Here is a 23374-nt window from a genome sequence, read left to right as displayed (position 1 = left end):
CTTCGTGACGAACTCCTGCTACACCTTCTTCAACTCCACCTTGGGCTGCGAGATCAACAGAAGCCAGCCCTAGCTGCGACCTTGTCACTCAGGCTTCAGCCGGACGCCGCCAGAGGCATGCCCGCGCGTCTCAAGGCGCTGGGATCATCTGCGGCCATGACGATCTCTTCGTGGCGTCCGGCGGTGGCCGCGGCCATCACGGTGACCAGCCTCATTTTCGCCGCTCCGGCGTACGCGGGCTCCGATCATGGTCGGCCGCGCAAGGATTTCGACCTGCAGGCGCACCGCGGTGGGCTGGGCCTGCGAGTGGAGGGCACGCTGGCGGCCTTCGGCAACGCCCTCACCCTCGGCGTGTCCACGCTCGAACTCGACGTGTTGATCACCGAGGACGGCGAAGCGGTGGTCAGCCACGACCGCAGGGTGCAGGCGGGCAAGTGCGCCGATACCGCGCCGGTCTCCCCCGGTGACCCCGAGTTCCCGTACGTAAACAAGCTGATCAAGGACCTGAGCCTGGCCCAGATCCGTACCCTCGACTGCGGCTCGGCGACCCTGCCCGACAAACCCGGCCAACTGGCCGTCCCCGGCTCCCGCATGCCCCTGCTGCGGGAGGTGTTCGACCTGGTCAAGCGGTACCAGGCAGACGACGTGAGCCTCAACGTCGAGACCAAGGTGGAGGCCTCCTCGCCGCAGGAGACCGCGCCGCGGGAGCAGTTCGTGCAGGTGGTCGCCCGGGAGATCCGCGACGCCGGCTTCGAGCGGCGGGTGACCGTGCAGAGCTTCGACTGGGGTGTGCTGATGCGGCTGCGCGAAGTCGCCCCCACGGTGAAGCGGGTCGCCCTGGGCAACAACGCGGCGGCGCTGGCCGGCGTCGACCTCACGCCCTGGCTCGGCGGGCTCGATCTGGACGACTTCGGCGGCGACCCGATCGCGGCGGTGAAGACCTTCGGGGCGTACGCCTACTCGCCGCTGCACGGCTACCCCGAGAACGCCGCGGTCACCGACCCCGGATACCTGCCGTTCGTGGACAAGGCCCTGGTCGACCACGCGCACCGCAACGGCATCAAGGTGATCCCCTGGACGGTCGACGACGTGCCGACGATGGCCAAGCTCATCGACGACGGCGTGGACGGCATCATCACCGACTACCCGGACCGGTTACGCGGGCTGCTCGACGATCGCGGCTACCGGCTGCCGCGCGCGTACCCGTCCCCATTCGACGTTCAGGCCCATCGCGGCGCAAGGTCGGCGCGCCCGGAGAACACCCTGGCCGCCTTCAGGTACGCGCTGGCGAATCCCGACGTCTCCACCCTGGAACTCGACACCGGCGTCACCAAGGACGGCCACCTGGTCGTCAGCCACGACCGGGTCGTCAACGGCTCCCACTGCGTCGACACCGCGCCGGCGCGCCGGAATGATCCAAAGTTCCCGTACGTGGACAAGGCGCTGCACGACCTGACCCTCGCCCAGGTGCGGACCATCGACTGCGGCTCGAAGACGCTGCCGGAATTCCCCGGCCAGCAGTCCGTACCAGGCGAACGGATCCCCACCCTGGAGGAGGTCTTCGACCTGGTGCGGACCAGCGGGCGCAAGGACATCCGCCTGAACATCGAGACACGGACCAACCCGCTGGTCGCCGACACCGCGCCGTACCAGATCTTCACTGGCAAGCTGGTCCGGGCCATTCAGGCCAGCAAGTTCACCACCCGCGCGACGATCCAGTCGTTGGACTGGCGCACGATCCGACTGGCGCGAAAGCTGGATCCGCGGATCGAAACTGTCGCTATCGTGCGGCAGTACGGGCCGGCCGAGTGCACGTCCCTGGCCGACGCGTGCTCGCTCCGTCCGGTGTACGGGGACCCGTCGGTGACCAGCCCGTGGACCGGCGGCCTCGACTGGTGGCGCTACCGCGACCTCGGCAAACTGGTCCGGGCCGCCGGCGCGTCGACGGTCTCGTCGAACTGGCAGGTGCACGACCCGGACCAGGCCACCGTCGACTCCCCCGACTGGTTCCTACGCCAGAATCCGTCCTACTACCACGGCCCCGCGGTCGGCGTCCTGCGGGACCGGCACCGGCTCAAGGTGATCCCGTACACCATCGACGACGAGGCCACCATGCAACGGGTCATCGACCTCGGTGCCGACGGCATCATCTCCGACGATGTCGACCTGCTCGCACGGGTCGCCCGCCGCAACGGACTGCGGTAAGGCGGGCGCTTGCTGCCTCCGTCCACGTTCTAGCAGGACCTATACCGCACGTATACCGACAGGTTCGATGCTCAGCCCAAGCCATATCCCGGTGGTGAAAACGAACTGGAGGCTTAATGCGGCGCAAGAACCTGGGACAGCTCATGAAGCGATTCATGGGACTGTCCGTCGTTGCCGTCATGCTGACGGCGGTGGGCATGTCGACGGCCACCCCGGCGTCAGCGGCACCGACACCCCTGTGGGGTGCGGCTTTCGGCACCAACCTAGACGGGCGACTGGAGGTGTTCGCCTTCGGCGGCACCAGGAGCGACGATCTCTACCACAACTGGCAGCGCTCCAGCGGCGGCTGGAGCGGCTGGCAACCGCTGGGCACCATACCCGGTCTCGTGACCGGCGGCCCGGCCGTCGCGTCGAACAAGGACGGCCGCCTGGAAGTGTTCGCCCTGACCACGAACGGCACCCTCCACCACATGTGGCAACTCGCGTCCGGCGGCTGGAGCGGCTGGGCACAACTCGGCGATTTCGACGTCGTGGGCGGCCTCTCGGCGCTCACCAATACGGACGGCCGCATCGAGGTGTTCGTCACGGGCAACCACCGCCTGTGGTCGTTCTACCAGGTCACCCCCGGGGGCAGCTGGGGACTGCTCGACCTCGGCACCCCGGACGTCACCACCTCACTCGGCCCGGTGTCCGGCGCGCGCAACAAAGACGGCCGGATGGAGGTGTTCGCCGTGGGCGCGGCCAGCAGCCCTTACGGTGGCGGCCTGTCGGGCGTTTACCACAAATGGCAGCGCATTGCCGGCGGCGATTGGAGCGGCTGGGAGCCGATGGGCCACTGTAGAACCAGCGGTGTCCGGGCGATAGCCACCGCCGCGAACCAGGACGGCAGACTGGAAATCATCTCCATCGAGCCGAACAACGGGGAGTACCGGGGCGACTTCTGCCACAAGTGGCAAGGTTTCAGCGGCGGCTGGAGTGGCTGGCAGAACCTCGGCAACAGCCAAATCGATTCAACCGCCCCCGTGGCGATGGCCAGCAACCTGGACGGCCGAATCGAAGCGTTCACCCTCCGCAACAACGGCACGATCCAGCATATGTGGCAGACCGCACTCAACAGCGGTTTCAGTGGCTGGGACACTCTTGGCGGCACCACCGGATTCACCCGCCAGGGCCTGGCCGTGGGCCGCAACAGCGACGGCCGCCTCGAAGTCGTCGGCTTCCGCGGCGACGGCCAGCCGTACCACATCTGGCAGAAGACAGCCGGCGGCGCCTGGAGCAACTGGGTCCCACTCGAAAGCAACTAACCCACCCGGAGAGGTCCCTGCCTACCGGACCTCGCGCTGATCCACTACAACCAACAGCCCAGGTCACTAGCTTTGTGACCTGGGCTTTTCTAGGCGAGAGGACTCGAACCCCTACCCTTCCGGAGGCGCCCAATGCCAAGATCGACGAGCATGGCGGACGCATCGAGATAGGTGTGGGTTATTGGTTGATGTCCGGAAAAAGGTTGGCAACTACTGCCAGAGGTGATCGTGACAGAGGTGCCAGTGAGCAGGATGCGATAAATGTTCATGCCATGAAAACGAGGCTTCTTCGCCTGTTAAGCGCTCCCCTGCTCGCCCTGTCCCTCGTGCTCTCGATCATGGGCACGCCGGCGCGGGCCGACACTGACGCCCAGCTCGCCCTCCAGTGGCAGTACGCCTGGAACACGTACAAGTTCTCCCAGGTGGTCGACCCCCTGCCGGACGGCCGGGCCCGCAAGTCTCAGAGCATCTCCATCGTCATCAACGCGCCGCGTACCCGCGTCTTCAAGGCCTATTCCAACTTCGAGAACCACATCGGGGCAAACCCGTTCCTCGAGCGGGTGGTCACCCACTCCGACACGACCAAGCACGGCGTACGGACCAAGAACCTCACCGCGATCGAGGTGATCCCTGTCGAGCCGGACCCCATCACGCTGAACACGCACGCCCAGCAGCGCATCAACCTCGAAAGGTACTGCTACGAGGTCGACTCGTGGTCGACGGGGAACATCGTGACCCACCAGAAGATCGTGTTTGAGAGCCTCGGCGCGTCGCGCACCCGCGTGACCGAGAACCTGACCTTCGAGACGACCGTGGACCTCATCGACTTCACGCTGTCTCAGGGCGTGCTGGCGCACCAGGGGATCCAGCAGGGCCTGAAGCAGCGCATCGAGAGCGGCGAACTCTAGTCCAGCGGGTGTACCGCGAGGGCGCCCGCCGCGTTGCGGATCGCAGACGTCACGCTGCCGGCCAGGTAGCGGTGCTGGGCGTCCCTCGCGGGTCGTGGTGACCCGCCGCTGCCACAGCGGCGGGCCACCGAAGCCATCTCGGGCGCTCCCCTGGGAAGATCCGGCCGCCTGGAGGCCGTGCCGGGGCGATCACGGACCTCCTCGACAGAGCCGACCGGTGACGCCGGACCCCGCAGGCACGAGTCATGCGGGCGGCCTAGAGTTGGCCGCATGAGCCCAAGGATCGCGACGTCGGACACCGTCACCCGTGAGCAGTTGCTCGATTTCCTGCGCGAACGGCACCGGGCGATCGTCATCACGGCCCGGCGTGACGGCCGGCCGCAGGCCTCTCCGGTGACCTGCGGCGTCGACGACGAGGGCAGGATCGTGATCTCGACCTATCCCGAGCGGGCCAAGACCCGCAACGCCCGGCGCGACGAGCAGGTCAGCGTCATCGTGTTGTCGGACGACTTCGACGGCCCCTGGGTGCAGGTGGACGGCACCGCGGAAGTGCTCGACCTGCCCGAGGCGCTCGAACCCCTGGTGGACTACTACCGCTCGATCTCGGGCGAGCATCCCGACTGGGACGAATACCGCACGGCCATGGCACGCCAGGGCAAGTCGCTGCTGCGCGTCACCCCCACCCGCTGGGGCCCGGTCGCCACCGGCGGCTTCCCGGCCCGCCTCGCCTGAGGTCACCCGCCGCTGCCACACCGATCGAGCCGACCGCCGCAAGCGCATGCAGTACGAACGCGATCTTGACGATGATTCAGTAGCCGCTATTGCGGGTTCGGGCCTGAGGTGTCGGACTTCGCGGTGGGGACTGCGAAGGCGGTGGCACCCGCCAGCCAGGCGCCGGTCAGGTCGGAGCCGGGTGGGAATCGGCCGTCTAGTTCCAGCAGCACCATGCCGTGTGCGAAGGCCCAAACCGCGCGGGCCACGTCGAGGTCACCGCCCACCGCGCGCAGCAGGGGTGCGACGGCACGCGCTTCCAGGCCAGGGGGCAGCGCGTCGCGGGCCAGCGGGCGATCACTGGTCAGCCGGTACAGGTGCGGGTGCTCCAGCGCGAACCGCCGGTAAGCGCCGGCCAGCGCGGACAGCGCCGACCCGCCGCGCCAGGCGGCCTCGGCCGCCTCCAGCGCCTCCGCCAGACCGGCCAGCCCTTCCGCCTGCAGGGCCGCCTCGACGGCCGCCTTGTCCGGCAGATGCTTGTACAGGGACGGCGCCCGGATGCCGAGCCGGTCGGCGATGCGCCGCATGGACACCGCCTCCGGGCCCTGCGCTTCCAGCAGTTCCCTGGCGGCGGCCACGATCTGGGCGAGCCGATCAGCCACGACGGGCCGCGCGCAGCACGGCGACACCGGTCAGCCAGCCGAGGCCCGCGGTGAACATCGGCGGCATCGCGACCGGCGTGAAAAACGCGTAGCCGATCAGAACGGCAAGCGGCAGTAGCGCCGACTGGGCCACCCGGTTGGTCCGGAACACGAACGGCACCGCCAGGAACGCGACAGCTGCCGCCGTGGTGGGCAGGCCGTACTTCACCGACTCGAAGACGGCGAACGCGCCCAGAAATGCAGCGAATGTCCCCCAGGCAACCCTGCGAACCGGCTCAGCGGCCCAGCGTGCCGTGGCAGGTGTAGTCATGTCGGTCTCCTCGCAAGGCTAACACCGTTAGCCACAACATATGGCTAACGGCGTTAGCCTTCAAGCGGCTCGTTCCAGAACGCCGGGCCAATCGCCTGTGACCAGATCAGCGACGCGGCCTTGAAGACGCCCCTGTGGCACGGCCGGCAAGGGAGACTACGGCGTCCGACTTCACCGCCGTCACGCCGGCCTCAGTGGCCGACTCCCTCGAACTCGCCGACGTTGTCCGCTCGGGCCGGTAGGAGCAGGGCGGTGATGATCACGGCCACGGACAGCACCGCGCCGATGATGAAGGCCAGCCGCATGCCGTCGAGGTTGGCGAGCACCTGCGTGGTTCCCGCGGATGTGAGGGCATCGGCTCGCGCGCTCATCACGGTGATCACGAGCGCGGTGCCGATGGCCGCGGCGACCTGTTGCAGCGTACCCAGGATCGAGCTGGCGTGAGAGTAGAGCGGCGATGGAACCGCTCCGAGCCCGAGGGTGAAGACCGGGGTGAAGGTCGCGGCCAGACCCACCATCAGCAGCGCGTGCAGACCGAGGATCTGCCAGAACGGCATGGTCATCGTGACCTGGGTGAAGCCGGTGAGCGCGAGCGTGATCGCGATCGCGCCGGGGATGACGAGAACCCGGCCGCCGAACCGGTCGAACAGGCGGCCGACGGTCGGACCGAGCAGCCCCATCGCGAGGCCGCCCGGCATCACGAGGAGCCCGGTCTCCAGGGCGTTGATCTCGCGGACGTTCTGCAGGTACAGCGGCAGCAAGACCATCGAGCCGAGCATCGCCATGAAGGCCACCGACATCAGGATCAGCGCGACCGTGTAGGTGCGATAGCGCAGGGTACGCAGGTCCAGCAGCGGCACACCGCGCTTCTGCAACGACAACTGGCGGACGACGAAGACGGCGATGGCGACCAGGCCGGCCGCCACGATCGCGGCGGCGACGCGGACGTCACCGCCCTCGAACCGGCTGAGCCCGTACACCAAGCCGCCGAAGCCGGCGGCCGCGGTCACCACGCTCAACCAGTCGATGGTGCTGAACTCAGGCTCTCCGACGTTCTTGAGCTGCTTCAGGCCGCGCCATGTGATCACGGCGGCGATGGGAAACACCACGGCGAACAGCAGCCGCCAGGACCCGAATTGGAGGATCACCCCCGAGACCGCCGGGCCCATGGCGGGCGCGACCGAGATGGCCAGGGTGACGTTGCCCATCACCCGGCCTCGCTCCGCCTCGGGCACCACCCGCATCAGCGTGGTCATCAGCAGCGGCATCATCACCGCCGTCCCGGACGCCTGGATGATGCGGGCGCCCAGCAGCACCGCGAACGACGGCGCGACAGCGGCTAACGCCGTACCGAGCAGGAACAAACCCATCGCGGTGGTGTACGCGCTGCGGGTGGACACCCGCTGCAGGAACCATCCGGTGATCGGGATGACAGCGGCCATGGTCAGCATGAAGGCGGTCGAGAGCCACTGCGCGGTCTGCTCGGTGATGTGCAGCGCGCCCATCAGCCGCGGGATCGCGTTGATCATGATCGTTTCGTTGAGGATGACCACGAACGTGGCGAGCACCAGTAGCCGGATCACGGCCGGGGTGCGACCTGAAACAGCGGTCGCGGACTTGGCAGGTGAGTCGAGCTGGTCGACCTGTGGGCTGGGCACGGCACCTCAATCGGGGTTGTCGGACATGACGTCGTCAGCGCTGGTGTCCCAGCCTTGGGTCTCACAAGAAGTTGTGGTCATGCAAAGAATGACCGGCACCACCGACAAAAAACTCCTCGCCCGTCCCCAGCATTCCGACAAGCGATGCGAAATGTCACCCGGTTTTCACCAACGGCGGACGACAACCTCAGATCGTACGAAGGAGCACCCGACTCCATGGCCTGCGTGAACACCTCACACACCACACCGGCTGAGCTGAGCTGAGCCGATCCATCCCGACACGGTCAACTCGCACACTGCGACCATGATCCGCCGCTACAACGCCCCGACCTCAGATGAGGGGATCGTCATGCGGAACACGGCTCAGGGCGTACGTCATCGGTTTTCAGGGTGCGGGTCACCGGTTCCCGGATCGAGTTGCTGGTGTAGGCGCCGGGCCGCACGAACGAACCCGCTCGTCGCCTTGCGCGCGGCGATCTCGGCGACCACGGGAAGCGTGCCGCTCGCGTCCGCCCAGCGGGCGGCCTCGGCGGCGAAGACGAGTGCCTGGGTGTGGCCGGCGTGTGCCCGCTCCCCCGGCCCCGGCAGGTAGACGGGAAGCAGACCGGTCATGATCTCCCAGACCTCCCGGTGTGCGCCCTTCCGCGCGCAGTCCTCCAGCGATGTCGTCACGTCGCCCAGCTTGGCCGAGCCCCTGCGAATGACGAGGCCGAACTGCCTGCCGCACTCCACGGCGGGCAGGCAGCCGTCGGCGGCCGCCCGCAGCAGCAGTTCCTGGCCCCGCTCAAGCGACTGGAACCAGCCACGCTCGGCCAGCAGGGCGGCGATCAGCAGCGCCAGCCCCTCGCCCACCGGTCCATCCTGATGGAACAACTCGGCCACGTAACGGTGGAAGTAGCCGGGCCGGTCCCAGGCGTTGAGCAGGTGCGGGAGGAGGTGCATGGCCACCGCCTCCCGGTCGGAGGGCAGCATGAGCCGCCAGTCCGGCATGTAGCCGCCGTGCTCTTCCCAGCGGGAGGACGGCGGGTCGGCCAGCAGCGTGTCCACCAGTGCCATCCCCGTCGGCTCCAGCCGGATACGGGGGTGAAGTCCGGGGGAATGCTCCCCCGGCTGCTGGTCGTGGGTGTAGTCGCCGCCGGCGTGGGACCAGTCCACGCGCATCACCGGCTCGGGTCGTTCCTTCAACCAGCGCGCCAGCGTGGCGCCTGCCTCGGAGGCCAGCCTCACCGCACGGTCCGCCACATCGGGATCCACCTCCCGCGGCAGGCGGAGCAACGCCTGCTGCAGGTCGGCGGGCAGAGCCTGCACGCCCTCCCGTTCATAGCCCTCCAGACGGGTGACCAGCTCCGCCGGATCCAGATGACCCGAGGTGAGGGTCGGGGTCGCCAGAAGGTACGGCGGGAGCGCCCCTTCTTTCAGGGCGGCGTGGATCTCGGCGCAGCGCAGGAGCATGGCCCAGTGCGGCGGTGAGACGGCGCGCGGATTGGGCAGCCGGTCACGCGGCTTCTCCGCCTCGTCCTCCGGCTCGCGCCAGTGTCCCATCGACGCCATCGAGATTTCGAGGATCTCCCCTTCGAACGACGGCCCCGCCTCGACGTGCTCGAGGTTGCCCAGCGGGACGCCGCGATCGGTGAGACCGGTGGCGATGCTCTCGCGCCAATCGGCGGGAAGACGGCCGAAGTCGACTTCGAAGACGCCCTCGGCGGTGCTCACACTGATGGCGTGGTTGGCATACCCAGGTTCCCGCTCGGGCTCGGGAATGGGCGGCTCCTGGCCGGGCTGAGCGGCTTCGCGCAGCAGGGCCTCGGCCCATTGTTCGATCCGCGACCACTGGCGGTGGCTGTACAGCCCGTCCCGCGTGTGCGGCGACTTCCTGGCCGCCGGGTTGCGAACGAAGCCGTCAAGCCACCGCTCGAAGGCGACGCCGTCATCAAGCCGGTTATACGTGCTGGCCAGATTGTCGAGTGCGGCAGGGAACGGCTGCCGGACGCGCGCCTCGAACGACGGAAGCGGTACGGCCTCGAATGCGTCCTCTTCCGTCGGCGGGGCCTCCACCTCCCCGTACGCCTCCGACAGCCGCGCCCCCAGATCCGCGGGCAGCATGACAGCCGCCTCACGCACGGCCACCGCACCGAGCGGCGAGAAGCGCCCGGCATGCTTGACGGCCAGCCGTACCGCGCGTTCTCGGACCCCGTACGACTCGCACAGGAACGCCGAGGCGAGTGCGGGCGCCAGCTGGTCGAGGTCCCCAGCGGCGTCGCGGGCCGCCTGATCGAGCCAGGTCAGCCCCGCTCGCACCAGCTTGCCCTCCGCGCGAAACAGCAGCGCCGCCAGCGCCTCGTTGACCTCGTCGGCGCTCAGGCCGCCGGCGCCGCGCAGTTGCCGCAGCGCCAACTCGGCCACCGGCCCCGGCGCGGCGGACAGCAGCCGCAGATAGTCGCGGGCGCGCTCCTGGCTGGGAGCGGGGTCGAGCAGGTCATGCAGCCGGGCGAAGAAGCGCAGGTCGGGGCCGCTGCCACCGAGCAGGAACCGCCGGACGCAGCCGTCCACCAGCAGATCACGGCTGACCCGGCCCGCGTCGGCCAGGTCGCGGAGCGCCCGCAGCCAGGAACGCCGGTCCCGGGCCCATTCGGGTGGACCGAGCCGGTCCTCACGCAAAGCCCGCCCCACGCCCTCGGCCTCGAAGATCCGGGGAACCAGATACTCGGTCAGCGGGTCGCGCTCCAGGTCGGGCGGGGTGGACACCCAGGCGACCACGAGGGGTTCATGCTCCGGCGGGACGGCCCCGGTCCGGCGCAGCAGTTCCAGCGCCAGGTCCCCACTGCCGTCCCCGGCCTGGGCCCGGGTGCCGCGCAGGCGCAGCGCCAGCCGTACGGCGAGATCGGCCTGCCACTCCGGCGGACGTGCGGCGATGACCTGGAGCAGCGGACCGGGGTCGTTCACCGTCGCCCAACGGGCGAAGTCCCGCCGGTAGAGCCAGGTCGCGACAGCCGCCGCACCGCCAAGCGTGCCCGCCCCGGCGACCCGCATGGGCTCGATCCAGTTCTCCCTCATGCTCCAGTCGACCCGGTACATGTCGTCGTGGCCTCCCATCCACCACCTCTCGTGCGCGAGCTCGCTGGCGAGCCCCCGGGCCATCTCGGCGCGGACGAACTCCTTCCTTTCCTGCTCCTCGGCCTGGTCGGCGTCGGCCCGCCGACGCTCGAATCGTTCCTGGGCTTCCTTCCTGGCGGAGCCAACATAACCGGGCAGCTCGTTGGCCACCTCCCGGCGCCCCACCGCATCGAGGCCCAGCACCACGGCCACCATCTGAGCGGCGTCGCCATCCGCGATGGCCTTCCGCACCCTCTCCCAGGCGCTCATCCGGCCCCCTCCGCAGGCCACGCACGGCCGCCGGAGGTGGGCATAGAGGAACAGACGTGGGAACACGCCTGCGTCGCAGTCGTCATGCCGCAAACGCTAGAGATCGCCTCCGACAAAACCAGGCCCCGCCTCGCCTTCTGTCGCTACGGTCGGTCCAGCCGTGCGAGAGGGGATCATTGTGGTGAGCCATACCGACCCGGGCGACATTCCATTCCGGACGAGGGTGCGTGGTTGTCTGCTCGGCGGGGCGATCGGCGACGCCCTCGGCGCGCCCGTCGAGTTCGACTCGATTGCCGCCATCCGCCGCAACCATGGCGAGGCGGGACTGACCGACCTCGCGCCCGACCAGCGCGGCGAGATCGGTCTGGTCACCGATGACACCCAGATGATGCTGTTCACCGTCGAGGGGCTGATCCGCGCCCACGTACGTGTCCGGGAGAGAGGCATCGGCGGCGGTGAAGTGGATGTCGTCCGCCACGCCTACCTGCGCTGGCTCGACACCCAGGCACACCGCTCCCCGCCGCCCGCGAACGATCTCGTCCGCACCGGCCGGCTCCGCGAGCAGACGTGGCTTTACTCGCGTCGCGCACCCGGCAACACCTGCCTGTCCGGCCTGCGCGCCGACCCCGGCCCGATCGCTGCCCCCGGCACGCCGGGGCCGATCAATCCCGGCTCCAAGGGCTGCGGCACCGTCATGCGGTCCGCCCCGTTCGGACTGGCCACCGAGGACCCGCACCTGGCCTTCAAGCTCGCAGCCGACTGCGCCCAGATCACCCACGGGCACCCCACCGGCTACCTCGCGGCCGGGGCGTTCGCGGCAATCGTCTCCTTCCTGATCCAGGGCAGGCCACTGGCGGAGGCCGTACATTACGCCCTTGACCTGCTCGGCGAGCAGCCCGCACATGAAGAGACCACCGCCGCGATCCAGGCCGCGGTCGCCCTGGCCGGCAACGCGAGACCATCACCGGAAACGGTGGAGACGCTTGGCGGCGCGTGGGTCGCCGAGGAGGCACTCGCGATCGGAATCTACTGCGCGCTGGTGGGCGGCGACGACATCGAGCGGGCGCTGCTGCTGGCGGTCAATCACTCCGGAGACAGCGACTCCACCGGCTCCGTTTGCGGCAACCTCCTCGGCGCGCGGTACGGCGACGCGGCCCTCCCGCAGCGCTGGCTGTCCCATCTGGAAGGCAGAGATGCCATCACCGAACTCGCCGAGGACTTCACCACCCAGTTCACCGGCGGCCGCCTCCCGTGGGACAAGTACCCCGGGTGCTAATCCATGACCGCAGGCAACGAGGACCGACTCCGAGGAGCATGAAAGTCACCCGCACACCCTGACTCTTCGGGCCAAAGCCACGACCGGGACCGAAAGCCAGAGCACGTGACGAGGATCGTCGCTGAGCGCTCCGACGGGATCGCAGTGGAGCACTTCCACGGCTTCGGAGGCCGCTAAGGACCGGCTCCCCAGGCAGCCCGGCATCCGGGACCTTAGCGGCCCCAAGCGGGGCGAGCGGGTGTCGGTCGGGCGTGACAGCCCTCACACCACCGGCATCTCCCCAGGTGGACCCGCCGGTCGCGGCCCGCCGTTACCTGGCGCGTAATCGCGGCTCCTACCCGTGGCCGACATCCTTCACTTGTCGCAACGAACCACCGAAGGAGCCCGATCATGACCCTCGTTGAGCGCTACGTCGCCACCTGGAACGAGACCGACGCCGACGCCCGTGCCAAGGCGGTGGCCGAGCTGTGGACCGAGGACGGCACCTACACCGACCCCCTGGCCGACGTGGCCGGACACGCCGGAATCGCCGCGGTGATCGAGGCCGCGCAGGGCATGTTCCCCGGCCTGGTGTTCACGCCCGGCGAGTTGTACGACGCCCACCACCACATCGCCCGCTTCACCTGGCACCTGGGCCCGGCGGACGGGGCACCGGTCGCCACCGGGTTCGACGTGGTGGAGCTGGCCGGAGACGGCAGGATCCGCCGGGTCCTGGGCTTCCTGGACCAGGTGCCCACTGCCTGACCCTCGACAAAGGCCCCGGGTCCTATGGCGGAGGGCGCCCCCGACGGGAGTCGCCCTCCGGTGTTGGGGGTGGGATCAGTTCGCCGCGGTGTCCTGTACGGCGGCGCGAGCCGTCAGCGCGGCCGCCCGGCAGACCGGTCCCCGGCGTGTCCTGCCTCCCGATGCGCTGCACAGGCAGTTCACCGCCTCAGGAGACGTGCTGTTCGCCCCGACAGGCGACACCGTGCGCAGCTGGTCGGTGCCCGGCTTCACGGAGGCCGGACGGCTTGACGTCGCCCGAAAAGGGTTGATCATGCGGGTCAGCCCCGACGGGCGTACGGTGATCACCTATCGCCCGAATCAGCTCGCGCCCCCCACGCTCTGGGACGCCGCGTCGCGGAGAGGTGGATGACGCTCGCGCCGAAGGGCCCGCTGGCCGCCTCGCCGTACGGGAGCAGGGCGGTGGCCCTGTGGAACACCCGCACCTGGCGCACGACGGCGCAGGTGTTCAGGGTGCCGGGAGACGTGGTGGGGGCCAGGTTCTCCCCGACGGGCGAACTCTGGCGATCGCCCACGACACCAAGGTCACGCTGTTCGACACGGTCACGGGCCAACAGCTCGGCGCCGCCTGGACCGTGACCACCGGCACGTTCGATCCGTACGCGGTGGAAGACCCCATGCCCGCGCTCGCTTTCACGGCCGACGGCTCGCTCCTGCGCGTGGTGGGGCACGACGGCGCGTTCCAGGACCTGCCGGCCGACCCCGCGCGGGCCGTCCCGGCCGTAGGCGAGCGGGCGGGACGCCAGCTGACTCAGGAAGAGTGGCGCGAGCACGTGGGAACAGATCTGAGCTACCGGGAGTCCTGCCCCACCAAATGATCACATGCCCGGTCATCGAGGGTCTCAGGCGGGTCTCTGGCTCACTCGGCGTGGCTGAAGCAGGTCGGCGATGATCTCGATGCCGTCGGAGATGGCGGCTGTGGTCAGGTTGCCGAATCCGAGTACGAGCTGCGGGGGCCGTGGGTGCTGGTCCATGCGGTAGGTGCTCATTCCGTACAGTCCGACGGACCGACGGCGTGCGGCCGCGATTATGGCACGCTCGTCGACATCGGTTGGTAGCTGGGCGACGGTGTGGAACCCGGCGGCCAGCCCGCGCAGTTCGATGCTGGGTGCGTGTCGTTGGATCGCTTCGAGGAGGGCGGCGCGGCGGGCGGCGTAGCGCTGCCGCATGTGGCGCAGGTGGCGGTCGTAGCGGCCGGACTTCAGCAGGTCGGCGAGCGCGAGTTGGTCGATGACCGGTGAGCCGCGGTCGGCGAGCTGCTTGTAGCGGGCGACATCGGGAGTCAGGTGGGGTGGGCTGAGAATCCAGCCGAGTCGCAGGGCCGGCGCCAGTGACTTGCTGACGGAGCCGAGGAGCGCGACCCGGTCTGGGGCGAGGCCCTGTAGCGCGCCGACGGGTTCGCGGTCGTAGCGGAACTCGGCGTCGTAGTCGTCCTCGATGATCGTCGCGGTCCGTGCCATGGCCCAGTTGATCAGGGCTTGTCGCCTGTCAGGGGCGAGCACGACGCCAGTGGGCGATTGGTGGGCGGGTGTGAGCACGACGGCGCGTGCGTCGGTGGCAGCGAGTGCGTCGGTGTCGATGCCGCGCTCGTCCACCGGAACAGCGATGACGTCGAGGCCCAGCATCGCGGCGATGGTGCGGTGGTCGGGGTCGCCGGGGTCCTCGAAGGCCACGACGCGTACGCCCTGGCCCGCCAGGGACCGCAGGACGAGCTGGAGCCCTTGTGCGTAGCCCGCGCAGATGACGGTGTGATCGGGGTCGGTGCCGGCGCCGCGGACTCGCCGTAGATAGGCGGCGAGCACGTCGCGCAGTGTCGGATCGCCGTACGGGTCGTGGTAGCCGAGCAGGTCGCTGGGCGCGTCGCGGCAGGCACGGCGAAGGGCGCCGCTCCAATACTCGCGCGGGAAGCTCGACAGGTCGGGTACGCCGGGTCGGAAGTCGATTCTGGCGGGCGCGATGGCTGTGGGTGGCGGAAGCGCGGCCGTGTACGGACGCGCGGTTGCGGCAACCCGGGTGGCCGAGCCGCCGCGGCTGACCAGATAGCCCTCTGCCTGCAGTTGCGCGTAGCACTCGGTCACCAGGCCGCGAGAGATGCCGAGGTCGCGGGACAGGGCGCGGGATGAGGGGAGTCGCTCTCCGGCGGCGAGCCGACCGGCGCGGATGGCCTCCCGCAATGCGCGTTCGAGTTGGTCGCGCAGGGGTTCAGGTCGGGTTCGGTCGACCTGCAACAGGAGTTGTGGTCCGGAACCGGTCCAGTCAATCAGCATGAAACTGGACCTTACTGCTGAACCGGATCCCGTCCTACGGTCGGCTTATGGATCATCAGCAAGCTTCGGTGGGCAGGGGCGAGGTTCGTCTCGGGGATGTCGTGGATCGGCAACCGATCCTGACCCGTCCGATGGTTCTGTTGCTGATCATGTCGGTGTGTTCTCCCGGGAGCTTCTATCTGCTGATGTCGGTCGTCCCCCTGTATGTGGCCACGGCCGGGGTGGGCGGCGCGGGCGCGGGCATGTCCACCGGCGCACTGATGCTGGGGACCGTACTGATGGAGTTCGCAGTGCCGGGCCTGCTGCACAGGTACGGGTACCGCGCCGTGATGGCCGCGGGCCTGCTTCTGCTCGGGGCGCCTGCGTTGGTACTGGTGGCATCCTCCTCACTGCCGTTGGTGCTGGGTGTCTGCTTGGTGCGTGGCGCAGGGCTCGGCATTGTCGTTGTGGCTGGCGCGGCCCTCGTCGCCGAGCTCGTGCCGACCGATCGCCGCGGCGAGGGGCTGGGGTTGTACGGCGCAGCCGTCGGGGTCCCGTCCATCGCGTGCCTGCCGTTGGGTCTGTGGCTGGTCGGGAACGTCGGGTACGGGCCGGTGTTCATCACCGGGGCGGCGCTGTCGTTGCTCGCGCTGGCCGCCGTACCTGGCCTGCCGGCCCGGTCGGCTCGGATCGAGCACGCCAGCGTTCTCGGCGCCCTTCGTGTCCGTGGGCTCGCCAGGCCGACGGTCATCTTCGCCACCGTGACACTGGCGGCCGGCGCCCTGCTGACCTTCCTCCCCGTGGCCGTACCGGCCGAGTCGCATCAGGTGGCCGCGGGGGCTCTGCTCGTGCAGTCCTGCGCTGCTCCGCTCGCACGCTGGGGCGCGGGCTGGTACGGCGACCGTCATGGCGCTGCCCGCTTACTCGTCCCCGCAGTGCTCGCGGCCACCGCTGGCACGGCCGTGCTCGTCTGGGTGGGCAGCCCGGTCGCGGTGATGGCCGGCATGGGGCTGTTCGGGCTCGGGTTCGGCCTGGCCCAAAACGTGACGCTGGCACTGATGTTCGAGCGCGCCACCGAGTCCGACATTGGTCGGGTAAGCGCGCTGTGGAACCTCGCCTACGACGGCGGGATGGGCGTCGGGGCAGTCGTGTTCGGCCTCCTGACCGTGCCGATGGGCTACCCCGTGGGATTCGCCGTCACCGCCATCGTGCTGTTCACCGCGCTGGCCCCCGCGTGGCTCGACCATAGGGCCGCGTCGAAAGGCGACATCACTTGACGGTCGCTTCAGCCGCGCCCTGTTGATACCGCAAGAAACGAGCGAAAGGAGAACCTCATGGAAAACGTCGTACTGAACATGAGTGTGTCAGTGGACGGCTTCAGCGCCGGACCCGATGTGACCATCGAGCACCCCATGGGCGAAGGCGGCGAGCGGCTCCACGAGTGGCTGTTCAACAGCAGTTCGGATCGGACGGTAGCCGCTGGCGGCACATCACCGAATGGAGTGGACGCCCAGGTCGCACAGGAGCTTTTCGCATCGACCGGAGCCGTTGTGGTGGGCAGACGCACGTTTGACGTGGGAGTGGAGCTGTGGGGGGACACCCCGTTCCCCGTGCCCTGCTTCGTGCTCACCCATCAAGCCCGCGAACAGTTGGTCATGAAAAGCGCAGCGTTCACCTTCGTCACTGACGGCATCGAAAGCGTGCTTCGGCAGGCCCGAGCGGCGGCGCGCGACAAGAACGTCCTCATCATGGGTGGGGCAAACACCGCACAGCAGTTCGTGAGGGCCGGGCTCGTGGACGAGATTCAGATTCAACTGGTGCCCGTGCTTCTCGGTTCAGGCACCCGACTGTTCGACCACCTAGGCACCAATCACATCGAGCTGGAACGAAATAGGTTGATCGAGTCACCGCACGTGACGCACCTGCGATTCCGCGTCGCGAGGTAGCTGGCTGGCCCAAGCCCGCCCGGAGCCTCCCATCAGCCGCGCCGAGCAGCGCGGCTGATCCGTCTTGAGCTGTACGAAGATCAGAAAGGCCACCTCCGGTGATCGGAAGTGGCCCTTGAGCTGGGCGAGGCCGAGAGGACTCGAACCCCTAACCTTCTGATCCGTAGAGGATATCTCGGTCTGAACTGATCATGCCGTTGACCTGCGGGAATATACTCTCCGAAGGTATGGGGACCAGACGTTGCGCACGTATTCAGCACAGCCGCCATAGATCCACAAGGAGACTCTGGCCACGGTGACCACGGCCCGCGCCCGTATGCGGACCCCACCACACCACGCGGCCAACCCAAGCCCACGCAGCCCAGTTCGCAATGCGGGCGGCGGCTACGAAGCTGGCCGCCGAGGGAGGCTGGCGACGCGATCGCCACCCTGAAGCTCCGACCGCACTCCAGTTCGATTATGAGAGCACCCTCGCACCGCAGTTGGTAGCGGGACGAGGTGTCGCCCCGCGTCAGGGCGCAGGATCGCCCGCCAATACCCCCGCTCGTCCACTTGGCGACGCCGCCGCCGTCCACCGGTTCGACGAAGGCACGTCTGCGCGCCCAGTCGATGAAGGTCACCCGCCAGCATGTCTGGGCGCTGGTTACTGATCGGCCGTTACCGGCATACCGGCGGACTGGCCTTCTACCGCTGCTACGCACTCCAGACCGTGCCGCTGCCGGTGCTGGTCAAGGCCGCCGGGACCCGGCGGCGGATCGAGGAGGCCTTGTGCGCCACGAGGCGCTCCGCCGTATCCCCGGCAGAGCCGGGAGGAACTGGAGGGAGGTTTCTGGGTCTGATGGCTTACCCAGCGCCGAAAGGCTGATGGGGACAAGAGCATGCCAGGAAACCAGCGGCCGGGCCCAGGCGTCTGGGGCGGTGCGCTGGGAGACCCGCGCGACATGGTGAAAGCTGTACTGCTTGAAGCCCAATCTCCAGTGATGGAACTTCGCATCCTCCGGAACGGCGCCTGAAACCGGTGCCCGTGTCCTGCCCTGGCGTTGAAGCACAGCCGGGGCAACCTCCGGGACACGGGGTGATGCCCAGCGAGGGCATTGAAGGAGATGAATGGGACGCCTAAATCGCGCTGTCACGTATGGCGGAGACGAACGTGGGATCGCCTAAGGGGCGCGAGCCCTAGGGCGACGGAGGCCCCGTAGTAGTCGTGGGAGTCACGCCCCACCAGGGAGGACGGGAAAGCCGTCCGCAGGGCGAAGGGGGCCAGGTGATCGGACATCGAAGGCCAGGAGGTATGCGAAATGCAGAACGCCGAAACGGTGCTGGGTGTCCTCCGTGAACGCGGCAGGAAGGGGCTGCCGTGTGCGGAACTGTATCGACAGTTGTTCAACCCGCAGATGTATCTGCTGGCCTACGGGCGCATCTATTCCAACAAGGGAGCGATGGCGCCCGGGGTCACGCAGGAGACTGTGGACGGCATGTCCATGGGCAAGATCGGACGCATCATCGATGCGATGCGCCATGAGCGTTACCGGTTCAAGCCCGCCCGGCGGACCTACATCCCCAAGAAAAACGGGAAACTGCGTCCGCTGGGGCTGCCGACCTGGTCGGACAAGCTCGTCGGCGAAGTGATTCGCCTGCTGCTGGAGGCGTACTACGAGCCGAGGTTCTCCGACCGGTCGCACGGGTTCCGGCCTGGGAGGGGCTGCCACACCGCGTTACGGGAGGTGGCCAACACCTGGACCGGGACGACCTGGTTCATCGAGGGAGACATCGCCGACTGTTTCGGGAGTCTTGATCATCAGGTCATGCTCTCGATCTTGGCGGAGAAGATCCACGACAACCGGTTCCTGAGGCTGTTGCGCACCATGCTCCAAGCCGGATACCTGGAGGACTGGGTCTGGAACGCGACGCTCAGCGGCGCACCGCAGGGCGGGTGCGCTTCGCCCGTCCTCTCGAACATCTATCTGCACCGGTTGGACGTCTTCGTTGAGACGGTTCTGATCCCGGAATACACCCGAGGGGGACGCAGGGCACGCAACCCCGCATACCTCAAGGAGGCCGCCGCACTCGCGCGGGCCCGCAGAGCCGGAGACCGAGCCGAAGCCCGGAAGGTCCGTGATCGAATGCGGAGCCTGCCGAGCGTGGATCCTCACGATCCCGGCTTCCGGCGGCTGCGGTATGTGCGGTACTGCGATGACCACCTGCTCGGGTTCACCGGACCTAAAGCCGAGGCCGAGGAGATCAAGCAGCGGCTGGCGCAGTTCCTGCGCGAAGACCTCAAGCTGGAACTGTCCCAGGACAAGACGTTGATCACCCATGCCCGCTCCGACCGGGCGGGCTTCCTCGGCTATGAGATCAGCGTTCAGCACGACGACAGGCAACGCACCGCCAGCGGCCAGCGCGCCGTGAACGGGGCCGTCAGCCTGCATGTGCCGACATCGCTGATCAAGGCCAAGAGCGCCCTCTACACCAAGCGCGGAAAACCCGCGCGCCGATCCCAGGTGATCAACTATGACGACTACGACATCGTCAGGATCTACGGGGCCGAATACCGAGGGCTCGTCCAGTACTACCTGCTCGCCGGTGACGTCCGACGACTGCACCGGCTCCGCTGGGTCATGCTGACCTCGATGCTGAAGACCCTGGCATCCAAGCACCGCTCGACCCCGACGAAGATCGCTGCCAAGCATAAGGCGAAGATCATGACGTCGCACGGGCCGCGCACGTGCTTCGAAGCCGTGGTCGACCGCGGGAAGGCCAGCACGCCACTGGTGGCACGGTTCGGTGGCATTCCACTCAGACGGCACAAGACGGCGGTCATCAACGACCGCCCCACCGGGCGCATCATCTACCCGCGCAGAGAGCTGATCGGCAGGCTCTCCTCGGGCAGGTGCGAGCTCTGCGAGCAGCACAGCGAGGTGCATGTCCACCACGTCCGCAACCTCGCCGAACTCCGTGCTTCGGGCACAGCTCGATGGGCTGAAGTCATGATCAGGAAGCGCAGGAAAACCCTCGTGGTCTGCGCCGATTGTCACGACCTCATCCACGAGCGAGGACCAGCCTGCACGTTCACGGCGTGATCACTGGAGAGCCGGATGCCTGGAAATCGGGCACGTCCGGTTCGGAGGGAGGCCGCGCCGGAAAAGGACCTGCACGTCAGGCACCTCGCCGCGCGGCCCACCCTACCCAGACGAGCAAAGGGCTGACCGGCCCGGATCAGCACCAGGTACGCACCTGGACTTGGTGGGTGCCGGTGGAACAGCCTGGTCCTGCTCGCGTACGTGTCTCTCGCGGCGGTGACTGCGACTGAACGCGCCGTCCCGTACCCCGAGTCGGGGCTGGCACGAATGACGTTGCCCGAAGTCCAGCATCTGCTGGCGTCTGATCGGCACGCCATCGCGTTCGGTGGCGTGCATCGTGCACTTGTCACGATGGCGACGACGTCATCAGGCCCGAACTCACGTCAGCCATTACAAGCGACAAGCAGCACACGAGAAGGCTGGTATATCGGTACTATACCGGAGGGGGTTATTAAACTGCGGAGGAATTTTCACGTCCGGGAGACGCATGGCCACGCAGGAGGAGATCAACGCGACTCGGCGGAAGATTGAGCAATTGAGTGCTCAGCACAGCAACGATGTGCGGAAACTGCTCCAACTCATCGACGGCGGAGCCATCAAGGGGAAGGCCGCCAACACCCTCACTCGCGACTTGGAGGGGTTCGACGCGGGTCTGAAGAGCGTCTTCCGCCGCGCCCTGGCTCTCGTCGATGAGGCCCGTCCTGACAAAGTTTGACGAGGAGGGTGCATGGGTTGCCCTGCGGCGTACCTCCTTTACCGTTGCCCCTCAGAGTCGGCCACCATCGGTGGTGCGCGCGGGGAGGGGGCGTTGTGAGCGCAGGCTCAGGCATGGTGGGTATCGATCCGACGTTGATGACTCAGCTCATCAACCAGGCCAAGCGCGTCGGCACCGAGTTACCAGAGGTCTCCCAGCAGATCGACCAGGTGCTTGCCACACTGAGCCTGTCCTTGACCGGTCCGGGCACGCTCCGCGATATCGGCCATCAGATCAATGCCCGGGTGCCAGATCTGCAGCGTCGTCTGGACCTCATCCTGGCCGCACCCGAGGTAAAACTCGGGAGCGCAGGCATCTTGTGGGCTGACGACTCCGGGTGGCTGACTGCGACACCGGCGGCCGGGACGGCCGAAGCCACGTTGCTGGCCAACAGGATCCGCGTCGAGGCCGGCGACGGAAAACTGAGTGCGGAGACCCTTGCCAACCTGAACAAGTATCAGAACGACCCTTACTTCGCCGCTGCGTTCGCACGCGAACTGCCGAACCTCAAGGGCCTCTTCGCGGAGCTATTCCAGGCAAACGTGCTCAGTCAATCCGGTGCCGTTAAGCGTCCCTCGGTCAGCCCCGAAGACCAGGAGAAGCTCGCCGCCGCGCTCAGCGGCATCCTGGGCACGGCGTCAAGACTCAAGGGCGCCCTGAAATTACAAGACGGCTACGCCGACAAGCTGATCGAGAATCTCGGCTCGCCGGAGACCGCGTTCGCACTCAACAAATTGCTGAGGTACGGAACATTCGAGGATGCGTTTCTTCGCGATCTGGCCACAAAGGTCTACGACTACGAGCGGTCGCAACCAGCGGGCACGCAGTACTGGCAGACGGTGAATCCGAGCGTGGGCGCGGCAAGCCACTGGGGCGCCACGGTGATGTTGCCGCAGACCGATCCGATGGCTGCCGTCATGGCCGCCTTCGCCAACAATCCCGCCGCTGCCCAGGACTTCTTCACCGACCCGAAGCGCAAGCCCCTCGCTTATCTGATGCGGGAGCGGGACTGGCGCTCCGGCAACGACAACGACCTCGGCCGGGCCATCGAGGCAGCCACCACGGTATTTCGAGACCACGAGGAGCCGCCTGGGCGATCGCGCGGCTGGAAGTCGGCGTTGATCGCCGCCTGGGGGATCCACTTCTGGCAAGGTGAGGATGTCCAGAGGAACCTCCCCAACACCCGCGGCAGTGCGGGCAGGCTCCTGGCCTCCTACGTCAACGACGTGAACTCGGCCATACAGTGGGGGGACAGTAGCCAAATCGGTGTCCGCTCGGGGGACCCGGATCGGAATCTCGCCGGTGCACAGCCCTACGGAGCGGTCTTCGCAGCAACAGGGTTGAAGCAGGCCATGACCTGGGCCTTCACGGACAGCGGCGCATTCAAGTCGGTTGCCGCCGCCCAGGCGCAGTACACCACCGAGGTGCTCGATGCCCAAGCTGCCAAGCTCAAGGACGAGGTGGACACCGTATTCGCCAAGTGGAGGGCTGATCACCCAGGTGCGGCTGCGAAAGGACTAGACGATCAGCGTCAGGAGATCCTGGAGGATCGAATGAACGCCCACGGAGGTCGAGCGTTCAGCTCGATGACACGCGCGTTGGCCGCCGCCTTCGGGGCAATTGTTGATGCTGGCGCGATCTCTGATATCAACGAAGCCAAGAAGCATGACGCGAACGTAAAGGCTTTCACCGACATCGTGAACAGCGCCAGTGGACTGGTGCCGTTGCCGGCTTTGGTCGGCCAGGATCAACTTCTGAAATGGGGAATCGATCAGGCGCGGGAGGGAGTGTTCGGGCAGATCTCGTCTGGCTATGAAGGCGAAGCACGGAGCCGTGCTCAGGCGACTCTCGATCAAACCGTGGACATGTTCCGTGACATTACGGCCAGCGCGATGATGCGCCATGGTCTGTTCGGCGACGGTGGTGTTCCCGCGGTCACCCACCCGTACAGCATGGAGAATTCCAAGCCAGGTGCCGTCGGCGACTTCTTGCGGAAAGGCGAGATCATCCCGTGGGAGGGAATGACGACCGATCAGCAACGTGCCTACATTGAGTGGATCACCTACGCCGACACTGGGCGTGTCTTCTTCGACCCTGAGAGGGCCATAGCCGGTGGGTTCAAAGACGTCGAGAAATACTACGAGCATCCGTAGACGCGGATGGGCACT

19 protein-coding genes are annotated in these 23374 nt (G+C 67.7%); 13 read left to right on the top strand and 6 right to left on the bottom strand.

What is annotated here, in order from left to right; genetic code table 11:
- Positions 1–156: 156 nt before the first annotated feature.
- The 3 genes from ABGB08_RS21740 to ABGB08_RS21730 all read left to right on the top strand — a co-directional run bounded on the left by ABGB08_RS21740 (position 157) and on the right by ABGB08_RS21730 (position 4417).
- Positions 157–2205 (top strand): glycerophosphodiester phosphodiesterase family protein, encoded by a 2049-nt coding sequence (locus ABGB08_RS21740; protein ID WP_347593033.1) that lies wholly within the window; start codon positions 157–159, stop codon positions 2203–2205.
- 116 nt (positions 2206–2321) lie between these two features.
- On the top strand, positions 2322–3509 hold the full coding sequence (locus ABGB08_RS21735; RefSeq protein ID WP_347593031.1) for a hypothetical protein: 1188 nt from the start codon (positions 2322–2324) through the stop codon (positions 3507–3509).
- A gap of 272 nt (positions 3510–3781) precedes the next feature.
- Positions 3782–4417 carry a hypothetical protein gene (locus tag ABGB08_RS21730; protein ID WP_347593029.1) on the top strand — a complete coding sequence of 212 codons (636 nt, stop codon included), beginning with the start codon at positions 3782–3784 and terminating at the stop codon, positions 4415–4417.
- On the opposite strand, the gene ABGB08_RS21725 is transcribed toward ABGB08_RS21730, so the two are convergent.
- On the bottom strand, positions 4414–4554 hold the full coding sequence (locus ABGB08_RS21725) for a hypothetical protein (RefSeq protein ID WP_347593027.1): 141 nt from the start codon (positions 4552–4554) through the stop codon (positions 4414–4416). The two genes, ABGB08_RS21730 and ABGB08_RS21725, sit on opposite strands and share 4 nt — an antisense overlap.
- Before the next feature lie 133 nt (positions 4555–4687).
- On the opposite strand from ABGB08_RS21725, the gene ABGB08_RS21720 reads away from it, so the two are divergent.
- The gene (locus ABGB08_RS21720; RefSeq protein ID WP_347593025.1) at positions 4688–5149 is read left to right on the top strand and encodes a PPOX class F420-dependent oxidoreductase; all 462 of its coding nucleotides are present in this window, start codon (positions 4688–4690) and stop codon (positions 5147–5149) included.
- An 86-nt stretch (positions 5150–5235) separates the two neighbouring features.
- Here the strand turns inward: ABGB08_RS21720 and ABGB08_RS21715 are convergent, their stop codons facing one another.
- The 4 genes from ABGB08_RS21715 to ABGB08_RS21700 all read right to left on the bottom strand — a co-directional run bounded on the left by ABGB08_RS21715 (position 5236) and on the right by ABGB08_RS21700 (position 11121).
- Entirely contained in the window at positions 5236–5790 is a 555-nt protein-coding gene (locus ABGB08_RS21715; protein ID WP_347593023.1) for a TetR/AcrR family transcriptional regulator, read from the bottom strand.
- Positions 5783–6100, bottom strand: coding sequence for a hypothetical protein (locus tag ABGB08_RS21710; RefSeq protein ID WP_347593021.1), 318 nt, complete (start codon positions 6098–6100; stop codon positions 5783–5785). Before ABGB08_RS21710 ends, ABGB08_RS21715 begins: the two co-directional genes overlap by 8 nt.
- Positions 6101–6291: 191 nt before the next feature.
- The gene (locus ABGB08_RS21705; protein ID WP_347593019.1) at positions 6292–7758 is read right to left on the bottom strand and encodes an MDR family MFS transporter; all 1467 of its coding nucleotides are present in this window, start codon (positions 7756–7758) and stop codon (positions 6292–6294) included.
- A 375-nt stretch (positions 7759–8133) separates the two neighbouring features.
- Positions 8134–11121, bottom strand: coding sequence for a hypothetical protein (locus ABGB08_RS21700; protein ID WP_347593017.1), 2988 nt, complete (start codon positions 11119–11121; stop codon positions 8134–8136).
- A 181-nt stretch (positions 11122–11302) separates the two neighbouring features.
- On the opposite strand from ABGB08_RS21700, the gene ABGB08_RS21695 reads away from it, so the two are divergent.
- The 4 genes from ABGB08_RS21695 (at position 11303) to ABGB08_RS21680 (ending at position 13998) form a co-directional block, all read left to right on the top strand.
- Positions 11303–12397, top strand: coding sequence for an ADP-ribosylglycohydrolase family protein (locus tag ABGB08_RS21695; RefSeq protein ID WP_347593015.1), 1095 nt, complete (start codon positions 11303–11305; stop codon positions 12395–12397).
- 390 nt (positions 12398–12787) lie between these two features.
- Positions 12788–13141 (top strand): nuclear transport factor 2 family protein, encoded by a 354-nt coding sequence (locus ABGB08_RS21690; protein WP_347593013.1) that lies wholly within the window; start codon positions 12788–12790, stop codon positions 13139–13141.
- A gap of 88 nt (positions 13142–13229) precedes the next feature.
- Positions 13230–13532, top strand: coding sequence for a hypothetical protein (locus ABGB08_RS21685; protein ID WP_347593011.1), 303 nt, complete (start codon positions 13230–13232; stop codon positions 13530–13532).
- Entirely contained in the window at positions 13525–13998 is a 474-nt protein-coding gene (locus ABGB08_RS21680; protein WP_347593009.1) for a hypothetical protein, read from the top strand. The genes ABGB08_RS21685 and ABGB08_RS21680 overlap by 8 nt, the downstream gene beginning before the upstream one ends.
- A gap of 24 nt (positions 13999–14022) precedes the next feature.
- On the opposite strand, the gene ABGB08_RS21675 is transcribed toward ABGB08_RS21680, so the two are convergent.
- Positions 14023–15447, bottom strand: a complete 1425-nt coding sequence (locus ABGB08_RS21675) for a PLP-dependent aminotransferase family protein (RefSeq protein ID WP_347593007.1) — start codon at positions 15445–15447, stop codon at positions 14023–14025.
- 131 nt (positions 15448–15578) lie between these two features.
- Between ABGB08_RS21675 and ABGB08_RS21670 the strand changes: the two genes are divergently transcribed.
- The 5 genes from ABGB08_RS21670 to ABGB08_RS21650 all read left to right on the top strand — a co-directional run bounded on the left by ABGB08_RS21670 (position 15579) and on the right by ABGB08_RS21650 (position 23359).
- On the top strand, positions 15579–16703 hold the full coding sequence (locus ABGB08_RS21670) for an MFS transporter (RefSeq protein WP_347593005.1): 1125 nt from the start codon (positions 15579–15581) through the stop codon (positions 16701–16703).
- A gap of 57 nt (positions 16704–16760) precedes the next feature.
- Positions 16761–17372, top strand: a complete 612-nt coding sequence (locus ABGB08_RS21665; protein WP_347593003.1) for a dihydrofolate reductase family protein — start codon at positions 16761–16763, stop codon at positions 17370–17372.
- Positions 17373–18670: 1298 nt separating this feature from the next.
- Positions 18671–20452, top strand: a complete 1782-nt coding sequence (locus ABGB08_RS21660) for a reverse transcriptase domain-containing protein (protein WP_347593001.1) — start codon at positions 18671–18673, stop codon at positions 20450–20452.
- A 487-nt stretch (positions 20453–20939) separates the two neighbouring features.
- Positions 20940–21167, top strand: a complete 228-nt coding sequence (locus ABGB08_RS21655; RefSeq protein ID WP_347592999.1) for a hypothetical protein — start codon at positions 20940–20942, stop codon at positions 21165–21167.
- Positions 21168–21262: 95 nt separating this feature from the next.
- The gene (locus tag ABGB08_RS21650) at positions 21263–23359 is read left to right on the top strand and encodes a DUF6571 family protein (RefSeq protein ID WP_347592997.1); all 2097 of its coding nucleotides are present in this window, start codon (positions 21263–21265) and stop codon (positions 23357–23359) included.
- The last annotated feature ends 15 nt before the right edge of the window (positions 23360–23374 follow it).

Origin of the sequence: Acrocarpospora sp. B8E8 (assembly GCF_039871605.1) — a bacterium.
In the GTDB taxonomy this organism is placed as follows: domain Bacteria; phylum Actinomycetota; class Actinomycetes; order Streptosporangiales; family Streptosporangiaceae; genus Acrocarpospora; species Acrocarpospora macrocephala.
This window is presented reverse-complemented; position numbering and strand designations above follow the sequence as displayed.